Raw genomic sequence first — 19,789 nt, forward strand, 5'->3', positions numbered from 1 at the left:
TTTTGGCGAGTAACAGCAAAGTCAAAAGTCATTTGTAGGAATGTGGTGAACGATTATGGAAGATAAGGACATAGGAAGGAAGCGGCGGGTCCCGGACAAAACAAAACGCCATCAAGAGGATTGATGGCGTTAGTGACACGATTTTCTTGATTAACTAGAGTATTTGTAACCTAGATTCCAAGTTCATCGAGTAAATCAGCTGCAGAATCGTTGCCTGAACTTGGCTCTGGCTGCTTTGGTTCTTGCATTTTTTTCTGAGTCGCTTCAAGAATGCTGTCTGGACATTCGTCTTCAGCGATTTCGAATTCTTCCAATTGGATGAATTCTGTTTTGTCCATTGCAAGCTCAAGGTAGAAAATGTTGTTGTCGGCAGTAGAGAAAGTAACACGACGAGCTTGCGGGCGATCTAAGTTAGTATCAACAGAAAGGTTCACTTGCTTGTTCAGTGCTAGCATTTTCGGTTGGTTTTGTGTGATGTTAGTTTGCAGTTCTTTACGGATTTTGTTGGTAAAGTCGCCAACCAACTGGTTCATCAACTCACCTAATACATCACCTACTTCGTCTGAAGTATGAAGTACAGCGAGTTCGTCTTCAGGCATGCCCATGTTACGCATGTAATTTGTGTAGATCTCTAGCGCTGCTTTCGACGTAAAATTGATCACAACAAGACCTGAAAAACCGCCGTCGAACAAGACGAAACAACCAAAATCTGGCTTAAGGCTTGTCTTGTTGATCTTTTGAACCATGGCTGAGTAGGACACCTGTGAAGCCGTCGCTGAAGTAAGTACGTTTGAGACTGATTGGCATAGCTTAAGAAGAATATCTTCAGTTGTGACTGTTTTGCTTTTTTTCATTGTTATTTGCTCATGGAGATGTCGTAATAAAGTTATTTACTATCTTACTACTGAATTAAGACGAAAGTGACTATTTCTCCATTCTTGCACCGAGATTCTTATTTGATCACCTTTTTATATGATCTTAATAGTAGTAAAGTGACGAAATTCAAAGAAAAATATTAAAAATCTCAGATAACCCAATGCTGATAGGATCAGCGAAGTAGGGGCAGGAAGCAAATGTTACCAAGACTTCAACTCAATGCTGATGTCGATCCAGTTGTCGTACGTTTTTTAGATGAATTAAAAACAGCGGGCTTTACTGGCGACATTGAATCTCAATATTCTAGCCGTTTGGCTGTGGCGACTGATAACAGTGTCTATCAGCAATTGCCGCAGGCAGTTATTCTCCCTAAAACAACTCAAGACGTTGTGTTGATCGGTAAAGTGGGTGCAAAATCTGCTTACGAACGCGTGACCTTTTCCCCTCGTGGCGGTGGTACCGGTACTAACGGACAGTCTTTAACAAAAGGCGTCGTGGTTGACCTGTCTCGTTATATGAACAAGGTTCTTGAGATTAACGAGCAAGAAGGCTGGGTAAGAGTTCAGTCAGGTATCGTTAAAGACCAATTGAACGATGCTGTGCGTCCGTATGGTTACTTTTTCTCTCCAGACCTTTCTACCAGTAACCGAGCAACCTTAGGTGGAATGATCAATACCGATGCTTCGGGTCAAGGGTCATTGAAGTACGGTAAAACGTCTGACCATGTGTTGTCGCTACAAGCGGTGTTCGCAGATGGTTCATGTCTCGAATCCGATTTATCACACGGCTTACCTGCTGAAGGTGAATTTGCTCATCATGCCCTTGCAGTAACTGAGGCCGTTTGTCGAGATAAGCGCGCTCAAATCCTCAATAAATTCCCTCCGTTAAACCGTTTCCTTACGGGCTACGACCTGAAGAATGCGATCAACGAAGAAGATGACAGCTTTGACCTGACTCGTGTTCTATGTGGTGCGGAAGGTTCATTAGCCTTCATCACGGAAGCAAAACTTAATCTAACGCCGATTCCCAAAGCGCGAACGCTGGTTAACGTGAAATACAACACGTTCGATTCTGCACTGCGTAATGCGCCGTTCATGGTAGAAGCGAAAGCGCTGTCTGTTGAAACTGTTGATTCAAGAGTATTGAACCTAGCGAAACAAGATATTGTTTGGCACACCGTGAGCGATTTGCTGATGGATGTTCCAAATAAAGAGATGCTTGGCATCAACATGGTTGAGTTTGCAGGCCAAGATGAAGCGGAAGTTGAACAACAAGTTCAAGCGCTGACCGCACAGCTTGAAAGCATGGTAGAAACTGAAGAAGCCGGTGTGATTGGCTTCCAAGTGTGCAGTGATTTGGCGAGCATTGGCCGAATCTACAACATGCGTAAAAAAGCGGTGGGTCTATTAGGTGCGGCGAAAGGCCGAGCTAAACCGGTCGCTTTTGCTGAAGATACCTGTGTACCACCGGAAAACTTGGCGGACTTCATCTCTGAATTTAGAGTGCTGCTCGATTCAAAAGAGTTGAACTACGGCATGTTTGGCCACGTTGATGCGGGCGTACTGCACGTTCGTCCAGCTTTAGATTTGTGTGACCCGATGCAAGAAGCATTGATGCATGAAGTCTCTGATGAAGTGGTTAAGCTGGTGGCGAAATACGGCGGTTTGATGTGGGGTGAACACGGTAAAGGCTTCCGTTCTGAATATGGTCCTGACTTCTTTGGTGAAGAGCTGTTTACCGAATTAAGACGTGTAAAAGCGGCATTCGACCCGCACAACAAGATGAACCCTGGCAAAATCTGTACGCCGTTAGAAAGCGATGCTGAGTTGGTGAAAGTGACCGATACCAAGCGTGGTTTCTACGACCGTCAGATCGACGTACAAGTCCGTGATAGCTTCAAGCAAGCGATGGAATGTAACGGTAACGGTTTGTGCTTCAACTACGATACTAGCTCGCCAATGTGCCCATCGATGAAAGTCACAGCAGACCGTCGTCATTCACCAAAAGGCCGCGCAGGCTTGGTAAGAGAGTGGTTACGTCAGTTGACGGAACAAGGTGTTGATATTCTCGATTTAGAGCAAGAAGCGCTGAAAGACAATACACCCGTTAAGACTATGATTGAGCGTGTTCGCAATACGATGAACAAACGCCATGAGTATGATTTCTCGCATGAAGTTCATGAAGCGATGAACGGTTGTTTGGCGTGTAAAGCGTGTGCGAGCCAATGTCCTATTAAAGTTGATGTACCGAGTTTCCGTTCTCGATTCTTAAATATCTACTACTCGCGTTACCAGCGCCCAGCAAAAGACTATTTAGTCGCCAACATTGAAACCATGCTGCCGCTAATGGCGAAAGCGCCAAAAGTAGTGAACGCGGCATTGGGTCAAAAGTGGATACAAGCCGCAACGGCTAAGACGGTCGGATATGTTGATGCACCACTGATGTCGGTGCCTACGCTAAAAAATCGTCTAGCGAGCAAAGAACTGCAACTCTTCGACTTACAGTACTTAGAAGGCTTATCTTCTGAAGAGAAGAAACAGCATGTGCTGATCGTTCAAGACCCGTTTACCAGCTTCTATGATGCTGAGGTGATTGAAGACTTCGTCACTCTGGCTCAAAAACTTGGTAAAACTCCGGTGTTGCTGCCGTTTAAGCCTAATGGTAAAGCGCTGCACATCAAGGGCTTCTTAAATCGTTTTGCTCGTGAGGCGAAATCTACTTCGGATTTCTTGTCGATGGTGGCGGATATCGGTATTCCTTTGGTCGGTGTTGATCCTGCACTGGTACTTTGTTATCGCGATGAATACGTCGAGATCTTAGGTGACAAGCGTGGCGACTTTGATGTGCTCACCGTTCATGAATGGTTAATGCCATCGTTAGGTGAGTTCGAAGCTCGCTCAGCAAGTGAAGAGATGTGGTACTTGTTTGCTCACTGTACTGAGAAAACCAAAATGCCGAACGCAGAAAAAGAGTGGGGCACTATCTTCAAGCACTTTGGTGCTGCGTTAACCAGCGTTCCGGTCGGCTGTTGTGGTATGGCGGGTACTTTTGGCCACGAAGTGGATAAGCTACAAATGTCGAAAGACATATACGGTTTAAGCTGGAAGCCTCAAATGCAGGACTTACCAAAAGATCGTTGTTTGGTGACGGGTTATTCTTGCCGTAGCCAAGTGAAGCGTTTTGAAGGTGAGAAGCTTGCTCACCCATTACAAGCGCTAGCAAAAATTCTTTAATACATTTAGCCCAGCAATTGCTGGGCTTTTTTCTAAACTAACAAAGGAATGTTAATAAGGAAAAGTATGAAATTTCTAGAATTAAAAGTACCACCCGTTGCACTGTTCATTATTGTATTCGTAGCATCATACTTCTGCGCTCAGCAGTTGAGCCAAGGAACATTGGCACTGCCTTATCGAATGGTTGTGCTCGGTATCGGGATTGTCTTGAGTGGTGTTATTGGAATATCAGGCATATGGGAGTTTCGCAAACAGAAAACCACCGTTAACCCGATCAAAGTCGACACCGCTTCTGCAGTTGTGGACAGTGGAATCTTTGGCTACACGCGAAACCCAATGTATCTAGGGCTATTTATCCTACTGTTTTGTTTTGGCTATTTCTTCCAAAACCTGTTCAGTGTTTTACTCAGTTTTGTATTCGTAATGTACATGAATCAGTTCCAAATTAAGCCAGAAGAACGCGCTCTAGAGCAATTGTTCGGTGCGGAATATGTTGATTATAAACAAAAGGTTAGGCGCTGGATTTAGTTCTGACTTGAGTGCTGGTTTAATGGTTTAATGGTTTAATGGTTTAATGGTTTAATGGTTTAATGGTTTAATGGTTTAATGGCTTAATGGCTTAATGGCTTAATGGCTTAATGGCTTAATGGCTTAATGGCTTAATGGCTTAATGGCTTAATGGCTTAATGGCTTAATGGCTTAGAACTTAGAACTTAGAACTTAGAACTTAGGGTTTAGTATAATTAGTAATCGAAATGAAAAAGCCCAGCTTGTGACACCAAGCTGGGCTTTATTGATCTTGTTTTAGCTATTTACACTAAGTGATGTAAATAAGGATGCTTATTAAGCGGCAGCTGCGAACTGAGCTAGAAACATCTCTTTACGTTCGTTGAAGCGGTTTACTAGGTCGTCAACAGAAGCTTGGTCGTATGGCTTAAGGCCACTTGCTACCATGCGTTTCACGCCTTTACCGACAACGCCGCCGTCTTCTTTGAAATCGAAGTTCAGTGTCACGATGCCACGCTTGCCTTCAACATTAAAAGTCGCACCAGAGAATTCAACTTCTGGGTGAGATAGGTCTAGGCGAGTAAATTCAACTTCCATGCTCTCGTAAATCACAAGAGGACGCTGGCAGTTGATCATCATTTGCTGTTCTTCCATTAGAGGAACCATGATGTGTGGGAAGTTCATACCAGAGAACTTAACGTAGTTTGTTACTACGTGTTCGATGAATGCTTGATCGTGGCTCTTTTCACCTTCACAAGACATGTGTAGGTACTCTTTGCCTTTCTCGTCAACCAGTGAGCTTTCTTTCTCACACTTGTTGTCAACGCTTAGCGCAATACCGTTACCCACCATACCTGAAAAATCAAAACGCATTTTTTGGCTGATGCCTTCTTTTTGCAGAAGTACTGCAAACAAAAGATCGCCAGGCACGCAGAAGCGCTTGTTGTCTTCATCGTGAATTGGGTTGAAGTCAGCAGCTACTTTTTTAGCAAAGTGGCTAGCTTGTTCACGAGTGAATTGAAATTGATTGTCTTCAGTAGAAAAGTAAGGTGTCAGAAACATAGTATCGCTATTAGTCATCAAATCTGGCGGGGATTATAGCTAACTAACTTGGTTTTAATGGTCTATCCAGTTTACGAGGGCCGAAAAGGAGGGAGATTGATGAGAAGGCGGGCTGGTGAGAAAAATAATAAAGGTCTAGAAAATCTAGACCTTTATTTATATAAGCTTATTTTTTATTAGGGAAGAACCACTTATCTAAATAATCACTCATTGGTGTAAAAGCAAGGTTCGCATAGTTAAATGGGTAATTAGCGGTTGTTGTTTCACCACTTGCGATTTTACCGACCGCAGTAAAGCCTTTTGGCTGGTTTGCGTCTTTCAGCTCATTCGGGAACTTACCGTTAGCAGGGTTCACTTTGTATTCGTAAACCAATCCTAAAAATGCGCCTGGGTTGAGGTTCTTTTTGACAGTATGGACTGAGTCTAATTTGCCATTCGAAATGTCATCACCATCGTCATTAATACTTGTACCATTACTTGAGAGACATTTGCTTGGAGTACCATCAATACGATCTGCACCTAACTGCCCGTTGCCGTAGTTACATTCATCGTATTTTAGGTAGCCTAAAGCTGGTGTGCCGGTTCCTATCTTATTGTTAATAAGGTTTTTGAATCCTGCGTAGCTTTGGGTTAGCTCAGCGCCAACCTCTGTGTTGTTGTCACCATCAACGTAGTAATCGAAAACTTGCAGTAGTTTTTGATATGTCGTGGTGCTTTTTGTTTCATCTACGCCTGACAGGTCAGTATAAATAAGCTCTAAACCATTGATGTTAGGGGTGCTCGCATACATATTTTGTGCAAGTGCAAGCACGAATTTACCATGAGCTGTAGAAGGATCTGGTTCTCCTTCTGTTATGCCAATGAGTATTTTTTTCTGGCTAAACTGTTTTCTCACATCATCATGAGCCCATTTAAGCAAATTTTCGACTTGCAGTTTTACGGCATCTTGCTGAACTTGAGTAATGTTTGGACCAATCGGCAGAATGTAAATACCTTTTTCAAAAGCACAGTTTGGCACTTCAGCAGCCGTTGAACAGTTATCGATACTTGTATAGGTTGCGACTTTAGTTAGCGTAGGTGTAGTAGGTGTAGTAGGAGCTGTTTTGCTGTCTGAGCCACAGCCTCCTAAAACTAAAGTGCTGATAAGGGCTGTTGTAAGCAGGATTGGGGATTTTTTTGTTATCATTGGTAATGAACTTTCCGACAGTGAGTGATAATTTTTCGGATAATATCATTCCTATCAATAAGTGTGTTCATTTTTATGGATAAGTGGGCTGTAACGAGAGTACAGCCCAGTATACGGAAAGTATTAAAAACTTGACAGCGTACCTTCTGGCATTAAGTGGTTATGGACGGATAACTTGAGCAACAGGTTAGCTTGTTCAATATCCGGTGCAAAATATCTGTCTTTGTCGTAGAAGCTCACTTTCTCACGCAAAATTTGCTTGGCTTCTTCAACGCGAGGAGATGACAGGTTTGGCGCTCGGAAATCGAGCCCTTGTGCTGCTGCTAAATATTCTACTGCCAATATCCCACGGGTGTTTTCAGCCATGTATCTAAGCCTACGAGCGGCAAAGGTGGCCATTGATACGTGGTCTTCTTGGTTTGCAGAAGTAGGTAGGCTGTCTATTGATGCCGGGTGGGCCAATGTTTTGTTCTCACTAGCGAGTGCTGCAGACGTTACTTGAGCAATCATAAAGCCTGAATTCACGCCGCCGTTATCGACTAAGAAAGGTGGAAGCTTGCTTAGTGCGCTATCAATCAGCAGTGCCATTCTTCGCTCTGACAAGCTACCGATCTCGGCAATGGCCAATGCAAGGTTATCTGCTGCCATTGCGACGGGCTCTGCGTGGAAGTTACCGCCCGAAATGATGTCGCCATCGTCAGCGAAAACTAGCGGGTTGTCGGATACTGCATTTGCTTCAATGTTTAAGGTTTCTGCTGAATTACGAATCTGCTGTAAACACGCCCCCATCACTTGAGGCTGACAACGCAGTGAGTAAGGGTCTTGAACCTTTTCACAACAAGTGTGTGATTCACCAATCTCACTCTTTTGATCAAGCATATGACGGTAAGCAAGTGCTGCATCCATTTGGCCACGGTGACCACGAACGCGGTGAATACGAGGATCAAACGGACGACGGCTACCTAGCGCGGCTTCTACAGACATTGCACCACACACGGTTGCAGACGCGAATAGGTCTTCAGCTGCGAATAGACCTTCTAATGCAAATGCTGTCGATGCTTGTGTGCCGTTTAACAGCGCCAGACCTTCTTTAGGTGCTAGCGTTATAGGCTCCAAGCCTGCGATCTGCATTGCTTCTAAGCCAGTGATGATCTTGCCGTTGTGGCGTGCTTGGCCTTCACCTAGCAGTACCGTACTCATGTGGGCGAGGGGAGCAAGATCTCCGGAAGCACCCACAGATCCTTTTTGTGGAACACATGGGTAAACCTGTGCGTTCACAAGATCGATAAGGGCATTAATCACTTTGAGGCGGATACCCGAGTAACCGCGAGACAAGCTGTTAATCTTTAACACCATCATCAAGCGAACAGTTTCATCAGACATGAATTTACCAATGCCCGCCGCGTGAGAAAGCACGATACTTTTCTGTAGTACTTCTAAATCCTCAGGGGCGATTTTGGTATTTGCTAACAAGCCAAAACCCGTGTTGATGCCATACACAGTGCGATCTTCAGCAATCACTTGTTCGACAACGTGCATGCTCGCTTCTATATCAGGAATCGCTGCAGGATCGAGAGATAAATTCACAGGGCTACGGCTAATCTTACGCAGTTCAGGCAGGCCTAGAAGTCCTGGCTTAAGTAATAAATTCAACATGTTTTCTCCAGACATTAAAGGCGACGAAGTTCTTCGTTTAGCATAGGTAAATCAAGCTTCTGCTCTTTAGCACACTGCTTGGCAATATCGTAACCCGCATCAGCATGACGCATAACGCCAGTAGCCGGATCATTGTGAAGTACACGAGCAATACGTTGTGATGCATCTTCGCTACCGTCACAACAAATCACCATACCCGAGTGTTGTGAGAAGCCCATGCCAACGCCGCCGCCATGGTGCAGAGAAACCCATGTTGCGCCACCAGCTGTGTTCAGAAGGGCATTCAAAAGAGGCCAATCAGAAACTGCATCAGAGCCATCCATCATGCCTTCTGTTTCGCGGTTCGGGCTTGCTACTGAGCCCGAATCTAGGTGGTCACGACCGATAACAACGGGTGCTTTCAGTTCGCCATTTTTCACCATTTCATTGAATGCTTGTCCTAAACGTTCACGATCTTTCAATCCAACCCAACAGATACGAGCTGGTAGGCCTTGGAACTGAATGCGTTCACGCGCCATATCTAGCCAGTTATGTAGATGTGGGTTGTCAGGAATCAGTTCTTTTACTTTTTGGTCTGTTTTGTAGATGTCTTCTGGGTCGCCAGAAAGGGCAGCCCAACGGAACGGACCGATGCCTTCACAAAATAAAGGTCGTATATAGGCTGGAACGAAGCCTGGGAAATCAAATGCGTTTTCCACACCTTCTTCCAGTGCCATTTGGCGAATGTTGTTGCCGTAATCTACGGTCGCAGCGCCACGGTACTGAAGATCTAGCATAGCTTGTACTTGAATGGCCATGGACTGCTTAGCGGCTTTCACTACTTTAGCTTCATCAATGGTTCGTTCTTGTGCTGCTTTCTCCATCGTCCAACCTTGCGGCAAGTATCCGTTCAGCGGATCGTGGGCAGAGGTTTGGTCAGTCACTACGTCAGGCGTGATATTGCGTTCAACAAGCTCTGGGAATACGTCTGCTGCGTTACCGAGTAGGCCAACAGAGATTGGCGTGTCTGATTCTTTAATCATAGCCATCGCTTCATCGATGCTGGTGGCTTTTTTGTCGACATAACCAGTACGCAAGCGGTAATCGATTCGTGATTCATCACATTCAACCGCAATCATCGAGAAACCTGCCATTGTTGCAGCAAGAGGTTGAGCACCGCCCATGCCGCCAAGACCACCCGTTAGAACCCACTTACCGTTTGCTTCGCCTTGAAAGTGCTTCTTCGCGATAGCAACAAAGGTTTCGTAAGTACCTTGAACGATGCCTTGAGAGCCAATGTAAATCCAGCTACCTGCTGTCATTTGGCCGTACATCATCAAGCCTTCTTTATCGAGCTCGTTGAAGTGCTCCCAGTTTGCCCAGTGTGGAACAAGGTTAGAGTTCGCGATCAGTACGCGAGGCGCGTTTTTATGAGTCGGGAACACGCCCACAGGTTTACCTGATTGAACAAGTAACGTTTGGTCGTCTTCTAAACGCTCCAATACTTCAACAATCTTGTCATAACATTTCCAATCACGCGCCGCGCGACCGATACCGCCATACACAACCAGTGCATGTGGATGTTCTGCCACATCAGGGTCTAGGTTATTCATCAGCATACGCAGTGGTGCTTCTGTTAACCAAGATTTAGCGCGCAAAGTGGTACCATGAGGTGCGCGAATTTCGCGAGTCGTGTCGAGACGAGGGTCACTGTTGTGGTGTTCCGTCATTTTGGAATTCCTTCTGTTTCACGTTATATCGTTGTAGTTGTAGTTGTAGTTGTAGTTGTAGTTGTAGTTGTAGTTGTAGTTATCGGTATAGCTGGATTAGTCGCTGGCCATTGCACTGGCTATATCCCAACACAAACGTGCCGCCAATCGAGCCGTTTGGCCATCGATGTCGTAGTCTGGGTTGTATTCCGCAATGTCCGCGATAATGAGTTTTTCTCTGTGTTGGAAAATCTGTTCTAGAAAAGGAGCAAGTGCTTCATAGCTCACGCCTCTTGCCGCTGGTGCACTTACGCCCGGTGCTGCCGCTGCTGGGAATACGTCAAGGTCGATAGTGAGATAGAGATAATCACACTCAGCGATGAATTTTTGCAACTTAACCAGTTGAGCGACTTGGTTTACTTGGGTCATGTTGCGGTCGTGTTCATACCAAACACCTAGTTGGTCAGCTTTGTTAAACAGCGCTTTGGTATTACTAGCCGCGCTAACGCCAAGACAAGCGTAATGAAACGGCCATTGATACGTTTGGCTGTAATTACTTATTTGGTTGAAAGGTGTGCCTGAGCTCGGTTTAACATCAGCGATGTCGCTTTCAAATTCACGAAGATCAAAATGAGCATCAAAGTTAACGATGCCAATCTTAGGTTTGCGTACTGGCTGATCTTTATCAAGGCGTTCCGCATTATGTAGGTGCTCCGTTTGATGTAAATGCTCAGCGAGGCCTTGGAACGATGCCCAAGCAACCTCGTGACCACCGCCAAGGGTAATCACTTTGTTGGTTGATAAAGCATTGGCAATAACCGAAGCACACTGTTTTTGACTGACTTCAAGTTGGCCATCATTGCACTCGATATCACCGAGATCCGCTATGTGTGCGTCACTGTGCCAAGCCATATTCGCCAGAGCTTGGCGTATCAGGTTAGGCGCTTGTTTCGCACCCACGCGTCCTTTATTTCTTGCAACACCGGCATCACTGGCAAAGCCAACCAAGGCGATGCCGCGGTCATTAAGCTCGTCACTTAAATCACTATGTTGCACTTGTTTGGTAATGTGATGTACGCGTGTGCCGAGTGCGCCATCTTCAAGATCATTACGCCCAGTCCACACGAAGTTATGTACGGTTTCTGAGTTCTTTTGAATGCCGTTGGAATTAGATTGAGTCATGACACACCTCGCCATTAACAATGCGTTTATGCAGATGAGGAACACCAACTTGATAGCTCAGATCTGCTGGGTGCTCGAGATTCCAGATAGCCAAATCAGCGGCATAACCCACTTCGACTTTGCCTTTGGTTTGTGAGTCGCCAATGGCAGCGGCTGCGTTACAAGTTACACCACGCAGTGCTTCTTCAGGCGTCGTGCCAAATAAGGTGCAGCTCATGTTCATCATCAGCGTCAAATCAGCAAAGGGAGACGTGCCGGGGTTTAAGTCGGTCGCGATCGCCATTGGAATGTTGTGCTCGCGAAGTAGGGCAACAGGCGGCTGTTGAGTCTCTTTCAAGAAATAGAAAGCGCCGGGTAGCAAGGTCGCAACTGTGCCTGATTCTGCCAGTGCCTTGACTCCGGTTTCATCTAAGTACTCAACATGGTCAACAGAGAGTGCGCCGTATTTAGCTGCAAGCGCACTACCACCCATATTCGAAAGCTGTTCTGTGTGACCTTTAATCGCGAGCCCATGCTTTTTGGCTGCTGCAAATACACGTTCGGTTTGTTCTAGGTTGAAGCCGATAGATTCGCAGAAGACGTCAACTGCATCGGCTAGGCCTTGCTCTGCAGCTTTAGGAATGATCTCTTGGCAAACCAGATCGATATAGCTGTCCGGTTGTTCTTTATATTCAGGTGGCACAGCATGCGCTGCAAGGAGAGTGGTGGTGATCTTAATTCGGCGATGATTCTCTAAGGCTTTGGCTGCGCGTAACATCTTGAGTTCGTCATCAAGCGTTAAACCATAACCCGATTTTACTTCGATGCTGGTTACGCCACTTCTTAGCAGGCCATCGAGTCTCGGTAGCGCCATTTCAACCAGTTCGGATTCTTGCGCTGCTCGTGTCGCGGTTACTGTCGCTAGAATGCCACCGCCTTGCTTGGCGATGTCGGTGTAAGACACACCATTCAAACGTTGCTCAAACTCGTTGGCACGATTACCCGCAAATATAAGGTGAGTGTGGCAATCAATCAGCCCTGGAGTGACGAGCTTGTTTTTGCAGTCATAGGTGATGTAATCCGCAGAGCTATCAATGCTCGGTTGTTCTACCTCAGAAGCAAGTACGCCTTGGTTTGAACAAGAGATGGACACGATCTTACCGTCTTCGATAACGATATCTTGAGGGGAAGAGGGCTGATAACCATCGGCTCCCGAACTCATGGAGACCACTCGTGCGTTTTTGAGGATCAAATTCATAATCACCTAGATCTTTGCTAAACATTAAATGTATATACAAATAAATAGGCTAAACGCTGACCCGAATCAAGTTGATGTTGCAAAAATGTGATCGTCGATCAGGATGATGTTCTTTAATCTAGAAGTATCTTGGAGCTTAATTTGTACTTAGAACCAGGATGGTAGAGCAATGCAAAGCTGATTAGGCGCTCTTTACTCCATGTTCTTCTATTCAAAAGTAGGCAAGGCTCTGATTCAGATAGTTTTAGTGACGTTCTGATTTGAGAGTCAGGAATAATGGCTTCAACCGTGTGCTCGATAGCACTTAACGGGCAGCTTTTTGAAAGGTATTCATTGGGTGTCGAGGTTGAAAAGTCTTGCTCTAGGTATTTTGGGGCGGCTTGAGAGTTCACCCAACGCGCTTCCAGTTGTATCGGTGCGTTGTCGGCAAAGTGTATGATTTCACTATAGAACACTTCAGCATTGATCATCACTCCTAACCGTGTAGCCGTGCTTTCATCAGCTTTGATGCTATCGTGTTTGATAACTTGGCTAGTATACGTTTGGCCACGGTCTTTGATCTCTTGCGCGATGTTGTTGATATCAAGCAGCGGAGATTGCGCTTTTTCGTCTGGTTCACAAACAAAAGTGCCGAGCCTTGGCTTCCTGATGAGTTTGCCTTCAGACACCAGATCTCGAATGGCTTTATTCACTGTCATTCGACTCACTTTGAACTGCTCAGTGAGTTCTAGCTCTGTGGTTATCTGGTAACCCACTGGCCAGTGACCACTGGTGATATTGTCGTCTATGAACTGTTTTATCTGAAGGTAGAGCGGCGCTTTCGACATAATGAAACCTTATTTGATTATACAAATAGAGTAACGGATTTATTCACGATTTCAACATTTCCTCGGGCAATGTGACCTTATTCAACATAGATGGGGCAAATTGCTTGATTCTGTGAGGCAAGTGTCGCAAATTGTCACGCAATAACTATTCGTAAATCAGATAATTAGAAAGGGAAATAATATGTTTAAGAAATTAAAGGCCTCGTTGGGCATCGGTGCAGCAAAAGTTGATACCGTCTTAGATAATGTTGAAGTTTTCCAAGGTGGAGAGTTGTCTGGCAATGTTCACATTGTTGGTGGTGACGCTGAGCAACAAATCGACCTGATTAACTTAGTTCTCAACACAGAAGTAAAAGTTGAAACGGAAGACAGCACCAGCTACGAAACCTTTTCACTGGGTCGTATTCAAGCGGTAGAGCCTTTCGTTATCCAACCGGGTGAAACCAAACTGGTTCCATTCCGTCTTAAGTTAAATGATGAAACGCCAGTCACCGCGTTGAACGCGCAAATGAATCAGTGTCACGTGTGGGTAGAAACCAACCTAGATATAGGCTTCGCGATTGACCCTAAAGACCGTGACTTCATCTCCGTACACCCATTGCCAACGGTCGCTAAAATTATCCAAGGTGTTGAAGCATCGGGTATGGCAATGGTGAAAGCAGACGTAGAGAAGGGCTTCTTAAAAGGCAACAGCTTTGCTTCTCGTTCGGGCTGTTACCAAGAGATTGAATTTCGCAGTGGTGGCTTTATGAATAATAAAGAGATCGAGCTGTCATTCATCGTTGAAGGCTCAATGGTTCACTGCTTAGCAGAAATCGACCGTTCAATGAGCTTCCGTGGCGACCAATACATCTCATTCAGCTTGCCTGCTAACGCTGCTGACTCAGACATCCGCAACGCTGTATCAAGAATCATGAGTGCGTAGTTGCTCTCTCTGTTAGTAGTTACTCTTTCTATTAGTAGAGACAAGACAGTAAGATTTCTAAAGCCGAACTTTTTAGTTCGGCTTTTTTGTTTCTACTCTCTCGACCTGAAACGTGTTTACCACTGATGCCGATAGGCCAATTGAAAAGCGACATCGGTGGAGTTGTCCATGTTGAAGATGTTCTCGATTATGGATATCTCGACCGCTGAGCGTTGCATGAGATAGCGATACCCAAACATCACTTCATTCGCGGCTTCTGAAAATTCAGTGTCACCGTCTTCATACCAACGATACTCAAGGTGCAACTCGTGGTGTGATATCCCCCCATTCAGGGCCAAATTATAATAAGAGATTTTGGAGGAACTGAGTTCCAATATCTTAAGTTGTGAGTTTTGATACATGTTGGTTAGAACTTATAGGAACCTAGAGGAATATCATGTATTTTTATAGCAATTCATTATATTAAAATCAAAGAGATAGCATGGGCTGTAAGACTATTGGGACAAGTTGGTATCCGTTACGTGAATCTATGTTTGCTAAACGAGCAGATAAAACCCTCGTTAGTGAAAAAAACAGTGGGCTTCCTAGTGAGCTCCATGAGTTTTTTGGCATTGATACAACAGTGAAAAGACAGGTTGTCGAGCTGGAAGTCAACGGTAAGCTGATAAGCGCAAATGTTACGCAAAAAGACCCGTCTAGGTATCAAATAGACCTAAGTTCGATTATTGCTGAGTTATCTCCTCTGAAGTTCGAAATTGACAAAGAAGCACTGATTTTCGAGAAGCATGCATCCAAAATTGAGGTTCGCCTCTCTAACCTAGATTTGATATATCAAAATTACTTTTTTAAGAGCCTGGAAGAGTGGCACTCGAAACGTCTTCAATGGGCAATGCAGAAACAGGGTGAAATCGTACCTTGGAAAGATATAAATCAATCTGATTTCATGATTTGCTCAACGGCGAAAGGTATATATAAGCCCAAAGATATGCCTTTTGCATTGTCAGTAAAGCAAACGTTAAGTAGTCCATATGCAGATGAATTACCCGTTTATGATGAAGATGGGAATTGGAGCTATAAGTATTACCAAGAAGGTGAACCAAATTCTAAGGCCGATAATTATGCGACCAATCAAGGTCTAAATTACTGCAAGCTGAATAATATCCCTGTTGTAGTTTGCATTCAGGAAGCTAAAAAGCCGCAACCTGTAACGTATAAGATTGTGGGTATTGGTCGAGTTGCGTCTTGGAAGGATGGAATTTTTACCATTCAAAGTATCAACACTCTCACGTATAAACGTCATCAAGATTTAGCTATTGATAAGATCTCTGATTCACAAAGTGCGAATAACCAATATGACCCGAGAGATGAACAAGATGGCCGTGAACGAGCTTATCGACAGATAGTCGCAAGACGCGGGCAGGCTGCTTTCAGACGTTCATTGTTAAGAGCTTATAACTCTCGTTGTGCCATTACTGGAACAAGCATTGAAGGTGTTCTGGAGGCCGCTCATATAACGCCATATAACGGCGCTGATTCAAACCATGTTACCAATGGCATTCTATTACGAGCTGATATACATACTTTATGGGATCTGGACTTATTAGCTATTGACGAAGAGACATACACGGTCCTGATTGCCGATGAGCTTAAAGGTAGTGTCTATTCTGATTTGAAAGGGAAGGCGGTGTCATTACCTGAAGACGTAAATGACAGACCTTCTAAAACTTGCTTGTCTATACATCGAAATACTTTTGGTCTGTAGGTACCTCTGACGCCTTAAGGGTTGCAAACGCGGACACACCGCGCGAAATAAAAATTTTTTGGGTTATATGGTCACCACCACTCCTAAGGGTTTTCCAATATGGTTGGAAAAACCAAGGTTGAGCATGATGCGTAACGCAGTGACAAAATCTGATTTTAAATCACAAATTAAGCAATTGGTTGAGTGTAATATTGATTGCATATTTTTATTTTAAAACAGAAGGAGTTAACGATGGAAGAGCTTCATCGACGTATAGCGCATGCTTTGCATAAAGATGGTTGGAATTTTGAAGGAGGAATTCGAGCCTCATTACTTAAAGGTGCAAAAAGAATCAAGCCAGATGAGTATGAGGTGGGTATGAAAGGTAGCTTGTTTTGTCCTATGTGCTTTACGAATTTAAATAGAGTGCCACATGACAGAGAACATACAACTTCCAGTATGGAAGCTCATTTTAGACATCTGCCCAAGTACAAAGGAATCTTTTGCGCTTTGCGCTCTGCTAAAGCCGAAGGTAAAAAGTACACTAGCTCAGAATCAGTAAAGCAAGCGATTGATAATGAGGAACTAGTAATAGTTAGCGGTTTTATGAAAGACAAGCCAGAACAACGCCTACCAGGAGAACCTAAACCATTTGACGACGCTCAAATTGAAGATGTCGAAGGGCCGGAGGCTGACGTACCTTTGGGGGTTCATGATGGGGAGTCATTTAAAGTTCCAAGTAAGGTTACTTCTTTAAGAGGCATATGTCGTAACTTTGATAAAAACTATTATCGCTATTATTTTTTCCCAGGCTATCAGCATGCAATTGCTCTGACATCGCTTATTCATGACGCTCGAAATGTTAAAGACGAAGACACAAAACCTAAACTTTATGTAGTCAAACTTAAGAATTCTAATCATTTTGGGAATCCACCAGGAGATAACAATATTCGTATGACTTTTATTGAAAAGTCTACAGAAGTGAAAGACTTTTGCATTAAAACTCCTCACTGGCTTCAGCATGAGCACGGAATCGGAGATGAGACGGAAGGGCGTTACGCTTTGGTCTATGGAAAAGCAACTGAGAATGGTATCGGCTTGTGTTTTGAGGACCTTGGATGGGGTGAATTAGCATTAATACCAGAGAAGTATAACTACCTAATTGAAGATGTTTATACCGTTGCTCATCAAGCTAACTAAATAACGTTAAAGGCACCAATCGGCGCCTTTAACTATTTTAAGTCACTAACTCTTTCCTTTCACTGTCATCAACTCCGCTAATCTAGAATTCGCCGTCTCAGCAATCTTTGCTATCAAAATTTCCCAATATGTAAAGTTTAACTTTTCAATTTCATTTCTTGTTTCTTCCTACTAAAGTAGGTTAAAATAGGAAATGAAGCGTTGCAGCTCGAATTACTCCAGAAGGAATATAAATGAATACGAATGTTGTAAAAACTTGGGAGTCAGATGAAAGCTCCCTACAAGAAGAGACAGTTCTTAATATCGATAAGCGTGTGTTTATTGATGCGATACAAAGTGGGATCTATCAGTATAAAAGCGTGAACAAATTTCATCCAATAACCGCCGCTGGTTCTAGAGCTTGGGAAGAGATCGTTTCTTCTTTTCGTCAAATGGTAGTTGATCAAAACCAAGGTTGGAAAGCCATACATAAAGACGGAATGCCTCTATTAGTTAATTCATCTGAACAACTTACTATCGTTATCACTAGCGGTGATTCTAATACTGGCATCGATGGTGACATACAACCAAGAACACGAAATCAAAAAGGGCAAGCGACCCAAAGTTTTGTAGAAGCAAACTATCCTCTTTTCGAAGATGTTGCTACTATTGATATATTACCTAGTACGGCAGATGGCCATGAAACATGGGTATTTCTATACCACATAGACAGAGGTAAATTAGAGGTGAGATTCGAGCTTGCTCTACCTACAGAAACTGCTTTGTCAGGCTCTAAAGGAAGAGTGAAGATTTCAAGCTGGTCTCATAGGCATTTGTTTGAAGCCGTTCCGTTCGATGGACAGATTTCAAACCCAATCCCACCTACATTTACTGATGATGAAGCAGATTTTTTCGACCCTATTAAGAAGTAAGTAGTAGAAAATATGTCAGTTAAATTTAATCCATCGAGGCTAAAGTTAGCCAGAACAAGGAGACAACTTACTTTCAAAACATTGGCTAGTGAAGTAGGTTTGACGCCTCGCATGGTATCAGAGTACGAGAAAGATTATTGTAACAGTGAGCCGCCAGAAGCGACTGTCGAGGCTTTTTCACGTGCTTTGAATTACCCACCAGAATTTCTTTTAGATGAAGATGCAATAGAAAACGTATCTAAAGATACGGTATCTTTCCGCTCGTTAAAAAGTATGAAAGCAGCTCAAGAGCACGCGGCCATAGGGGCTGGGCAAATCGGTGTAATCATCAATGACTTTTTTGAGAGTAGATACTCATTAAAAGATGCCGAATTGCCTGATTATAACGGCTATGAGCCGGAAGTTGCTGCAGAGGCATTGAGGCAAGAGTGGGGGCTAGGAAATTACAGTATTAGCAATATGATTCACCAACTTGAAAAGCATGGTGTTCGAGTGTATTCACTCGCAGAAAATACCCAAGACGTAGATGCGTTTTCATTTTGGAAAGGAAATGTTGCCTATGTTTTCCTGAATACTAAAAAATCAGGCGAGCGCAGCCGCTTTGATGCCGCTCACGAGCTTGGTCATTTGATCTTACATAAGCATGGAACAGCACAGGGTAAAGACGCCGAAGCAGAAGCAGATAAGTTTGCTTCCAATTTTCTGATGCCAAGAAGTACTATTTTGCCCTATAAGGGAAACAATATTTCTATCGAAAGCATTCTAACGCTTAAACATAACTGGAAAGTTTCCGCTATGGCGCTCATTGTACAGATGCGCTCTGTTGGTGTTTTAAGTGAATGGCAATATAAGTCTTTAATCATAGTTGCAAGTAAAATGGGGTTGAGAACGCGAGAAATTGATGGGATCACGCGTGAACAATCGCACGTCATTAGCAAGATTTTGGCAGCGCTAGAATCAGAAGGTGTGTCTATTGCATCACTAGCTAAGATGTTACACCTGCCTTTAGATGAAGTTACGAGCCTATTGTTTAGCTTTGGCGTAGTTCATAGTGACTTTACTAATACAGCTAACAGGCAAACACCCTCCCATAAGCCAGCACTAAGATTAGTGAAATAGATTAAGCCCCTTTAAATGGGGCTTTTTTATAACTGGAACTTTGCATATACAGAGACTAAAATCATGTTAACTGTATATATAGCCAGTTAATGATGAAATCTATACGCTACCGTCAAAACTACAAATACCATGTCTACACTAGAAATGATCGAGGTTTGATCCCTGCATTGCTACGTGATGGAGAATACGCCTTTAAGCCATTTGGCGGCTTTCTGCCGTTTGAAGATAGTGAAGAGTATCAGTTCGTAAAACTAGTGAGCCTGACAGCCTACACGGTTGAGAAGGAAGGGGTAGAGGTTTGGGAAGACATTCGACCTGGCTACTACGTACTCGGCTGCTATCGATTCGGCGCGTACTTTATCCTCGAAAGAAATGATGGTCTTTTTACACTTGAAAAATGACACATTTATGTACCTATTTACGTCCAAATAAATTTATG

At 43.9% G+C, this 19,789-nt stretch carries 16 protein-coding genes and 1 pseudogene; 8 read left to right on the plus strand and 9 right to left on the minus strand.

Features of this window, described 5'->3' with window-relative positions:
• Positions 1 to 170: 170 nt before the first annotated feature.
• On the minus strand, positions 171 to 854 hold the full coding sequence (locus K08M4_RS06015) for a DUF3334 family protein (RefSeq protein ID WP_086049197.1): 684 nt from the start codon (positions 852 to 854) through the stop codon (positions 171 to 173).
• A 219-nt stretch (positions 855 to 1,073) separates the two neighbouring features.
• Between K08M4_RS06015 and ydiJ the strand changes: the two genes are divergently transcribed.
• Complete coding sequence (ydiJ, locus tag K08M4_RS06020; protein WP_086049198.1) at positions 1,074 to 4,109, plus strand: D-2-hydroxyglutarate dehydrogenase YdiJ; 3,036 nt, start codon at positions 1,074 to 1,076, stop codon at positions 4,107 to 4,109.
• 66 nt (positions 4,110 to 4,175) lie between these two features.
• Positions 4,176 to 4,637: a methyltransferase family protein gene (locus tag K08M4_RS06025; RefSeq protein ID WP_086049199.1), complete on the plus strand. Its 462-nt coding sequence runs from the start codon at positions 4,176 to 4,178 to the stop codon at positions 4,635 to 4,637.
• 315 nt (positions 4,638 to 4,952) lie between these two features.
• On the opposite strand, the gene K08M4_RS06030 is transcribed toward K08M4_RS06025, so the two are convergent.
• The 7 genes from K08M4_RS06030 to hutC all read right to left on the minus strand — a co-directional run bounded on the left by K08M4_RS06030 (position 4,953) and on the right by hutC (position 13,454).
• Positions 4,953 to 5,678 carry a DUF3581 domain-containing protein gene (locus tag K08M4_RS06030; protein WP_086049200.1) on the minus strand — a complete coding sequence of 242 codons (726 nt, stop codon included), beginning with the start codon at positions 5,676 to 5,678 and terminating at the stop codon, positions 4,953 to 4,955.
• A 166-nt stretch (positions 5,679 to 5,844) separates the two neighbouring features.
• A complete protein-coding gene (locus K08M4_RS06035; protein WP_086049201.1) occupies positions 5,845 to 6,864 on the minus strand; it encodes a histidine ammonia-lyase in 1,020 nt (339 codons plus the stop codon).
• A 123-nt stretch (positions 6,865 to 6,987) separates the two neighbouring features.
• On the minus strand, positions 6,988 to 8,520 hold the full coding sequence (hutH, locus tag K08M4_RS06040) for a histidine ammonia-lyase (RefSeq protein ID WP_086049202.1): 1,533 nt from the start codon (positions 8,518 to 8,520) through the stop codon (positions 6,988 to 6,990).
• A gap of 14 nt (positions 8,521 to 8,534) precedes the next feature.
• The gene (hutU, locus tag K08M4_RS06045; protein WP_009846491.1) at positions 8,535 to 10,229 is read right to left on the minus strand and encodes a urocanate hydratase; all 1,695 of its coding nucleotides are present in this window, start codon (positions 10,227 to 10,229) and stop codon (positions 8,535 to 8,537) included.
• A 96-nt stretch (positions 10,230 to 10,325) separates the two neighbouring features.
• Positions 10,326 to 11,390 (minus strand): formimidoylglutamase, encoded by a 1,065-nt coding sequence (gene hutG / locus K08M4_RS06050; protein WP_086049203.1) that lies wholly within the window; start codon positions 11,388 to 11,390, stop codon positions 10,326 to 10,328.
• Positions 11,377 to 12,627, minus strand: a complete 1,251-nt coding sequence (gene hutI / locus K08M4_RS06055; protein ID WP_086049204.1) for an imidazolonepropionase — start codon at positions 12,625 to 12,627, stop codon at positions 11,377 to 11,379. The genes hutG and hutI overlap by 14 nt, the downstream gene beginning before the upstream one ends.
• Positions 12,628 to 12,740: 113 nt before the next feature.
• Positions 12,741 to 13,454, minus strand: a complete 714-nt coding sequence (gene hutC / locus K08M4_RS06060) for a histidine utilization transcriptional repressor HutC (RefSeq protein ID WP_086049205.1) — start codon at positions 13,452 to 13,454, stop codon at positions 12,741 to 12,743.
• A gap of 181 nt (positions 13,455 to 13,635) precedes the next feature.
• Between hutC and K08M4_RS06065 the strand changes: the two genes are divergently transcribed.
• Positions 13,636 to 14,379: a sporulation protein gene (locus K08M4_RS06065; RefSeq protein ID WP_086049206.1), complete on the plus strand. Its 744-nt coding sequence runs from the start codon at positions 13,636 to 13,638 to the stop codon at positions 14,377 to 14,379.
• 116 nt (positions 14,380 to 14,495) lie between these two features.
• Here the strand turns inward: K08M4_RS06065 and K08M4_RS06070 are convergent.
• Positions 14,496 to 14,693 (minus strand): annotated as a pseudogene (locus K08M4_RS06070) (DUF3187 family protein); the annotation flags it as partial.
• 167 nt (positions 14,694 to 14,860) lie between these two features.
• On the opposite strand from K08M4_RS06070, the gene K08M4_RS06075 reads away from it, so the two are divergent.
• From K08M4_RS06075 to K08M4_RS06095, 5 genes are all read left to right on the plus strand, one after another.
• Complete coding sequence (locus K08M4_RS06075; protein ID WP_232460225.1) at positions 14,861 to 16,141, plus strand: HNH endonuclease; 1,281 nt, start codon at positions 14,861 to 14,863, stop codon at positions 16,139 to 16,141.
• Positions 16,142 to 16,372: 231 nt separating this feature from the next.
• On the plus strand, positions 16,373 to 17,320 hold the full coding sequence (locus tag K08M4_RS06080; protein ID WP_086049207.1) for a hypothetical protein: 948 nt from the start codon (positions 16,373 to 16,375) through the stop codon (positions 17,318 to 17,320).
• A 233-nt stretch (positions 17,321 to 17,553) separates the two neighbouring features.
• Positions 17,554 to 18,231, plus strand: coding sequence for a hypothetical protein (locus K08M4_RS06085; RefSeq protein WP_004733491.1), 678 nt, complete (start codon positions 17,554 to 17,556; stop codon positions 18,229 to 18,231).
• Positions 18,232 to 18,243: 12 nt separating this feature from the next.
• Positions 18,244 to 19,350: a helix-turn-helix domain-containing protein gene (locus K08M4_RS06090; protein WP_155758979.1), complete on the plus strand. Its 1,107-nt coding sequence runs from the start codon at positions 18,244 to 18,246 to the stop codon at positions 19,348 to 19,350.
• A gap of 89 nt (positions 19,351 to 19,439) precedes the next feature.
• On the plus strand, positions 19,440 to 19,751 hold the full coding sequence (locus K08M4_RS06095) for a hypothetical protein (RefSeq protein ID WP_157665732.1): 312 nt from the start codon (positions 19,440 to 19,442) through the stop codon (positions 19,749 to 19,751).
• The last annotated feature ends 38 nt before the right edge of the window (positions 19,752 to 19,789 follow it).

It is taken from the genome of Vibrio syngnathi (assembly GCF_002119525.1).
In the GTDB taxonomy this organism is placed as follows: Bacteria; Pseudomonadota; Gammaproteobacteria; order Enterobacterales; family Vibrionaceae; genus Vibrio; species Vibrio syngnathi.

What these genes read in the sequence shown, in the direction of transcription:
- K08M4_RS06015 (WP_086049197.1), bottom strand. Translation starts at nt 854, where the DNA reads ATGAAAAAAAGCAAAACAGTCACAACTGAAGATATTCTTCTTAAGCTA.
- ydiJ (WP_086049198.1), top strand. Translation starts at nt 1,074, where the DNA reads ATGTTACCAAGACTTCAACTCAATGCTGATGTCGATCCAGTTGTCGTA.
- K08M4_RS06025 (WP_086049199.1), top strand. Translation starts at nt 4,176, where the DNA reads ATGAAATTTCTAGAATTAAAAGTACCACCCGTTGCACTGTTCATTATT.
- K08M4_RS06030 (WP_086049200.1), bottom strand. Translation starts at nt 5,678, where the DNA reads ATGTTTCTGACACCTTACTTTTCTACTGAAGACAATCAATTTCAATTC.
- K08M4_RS06035 (WP_086049201.1), bottom strand. Translation starts at nt 6,864, where the DNA reads ATGATAACAAAAAAATCCCCAATCCTGCTTACAACAGCCCTTATCAGC.
- hutH (WP_086049202.1), bottom strand. Translation starts at nt 8,520, where the DNA reads ATGTTGAATTTATTACTTAAGCCAGGACTTCTAGGCCTGCCTGAACTG.
- hutU (WP_009846491.1), bottom strand. Translation starts at nt 10,229, where the DNA reads ATGACGGAACACCACAACAGTGACCCTCGTCTCGACACGACTCGCGAA.
- hutG (WP_086049203.1), bottom strand. Translation starts at nt 11,390, where the DNA reads ATGACTCAATCTAATTCCAACGGCATTCAAAAGAACTCAGAAACCGTA.
- hutI (WP_086049204.1), bottom strand. Translation starts at nt 12,627, where the DNA reads ATGAATTTGATCCTCAAAAACGCACGAGTGGTCTCCATGAGTTCGGGA.
- hutC (WP_086049205.1), bottom strand. Translation starts at nt 13,454, where the DNA reads ATGTCGAAAGCGCCGCTCTACCTTCAGATAAAACAGTTCATAGACGAC.
- K08M4_RS06065 (WP_086049206.1), top strand. Translation starts at nt 13,636, where the DNA reads ATGTTTAAGAAATTAAAGGCCTCGTTGGGCATCGGTGCAGCAAAAGTT.
- K08M4_RS06075 (WP_232460225.1), top strand. Translation starts at nt 14,861, where the DNA reads ATGGGCTGTAAGACTATTGGGACAAGTTGGTATCCGTTACGTGAATCT.
- K08M4_RS06080 (WP_086049207.1), top strand. Translation starts at nt 16,373, where the DNA reads ATGGAAGAGCTTCATCGACGTATAGCGCATGCTTTGCATAAAGATGGT.
- K08M4_RS06085 (WP_004733491.1), top strand. Translation starts at nt 17,554, where the DNA reads ATGAATACGAATGTTGTAAAAACTTGGGAGTCAGATGAAAGCTCCCTA.
- K08M4_RS06090 (WP_155758979.1), top strand. Translation starts at nt 18,244, where the DNA reads ATGTCAGTTAAATTTAATCCATCGAGGCTAAAGTTAGCCAGAACAAGG.
- K08M4_RS06095 (WP_157665732.1), top strand. Translation starts at nt 19,440, where the DNA reads ATGATGAAATCTATACGCTACCGTCAAAACTACAAATACCATGTCTAC.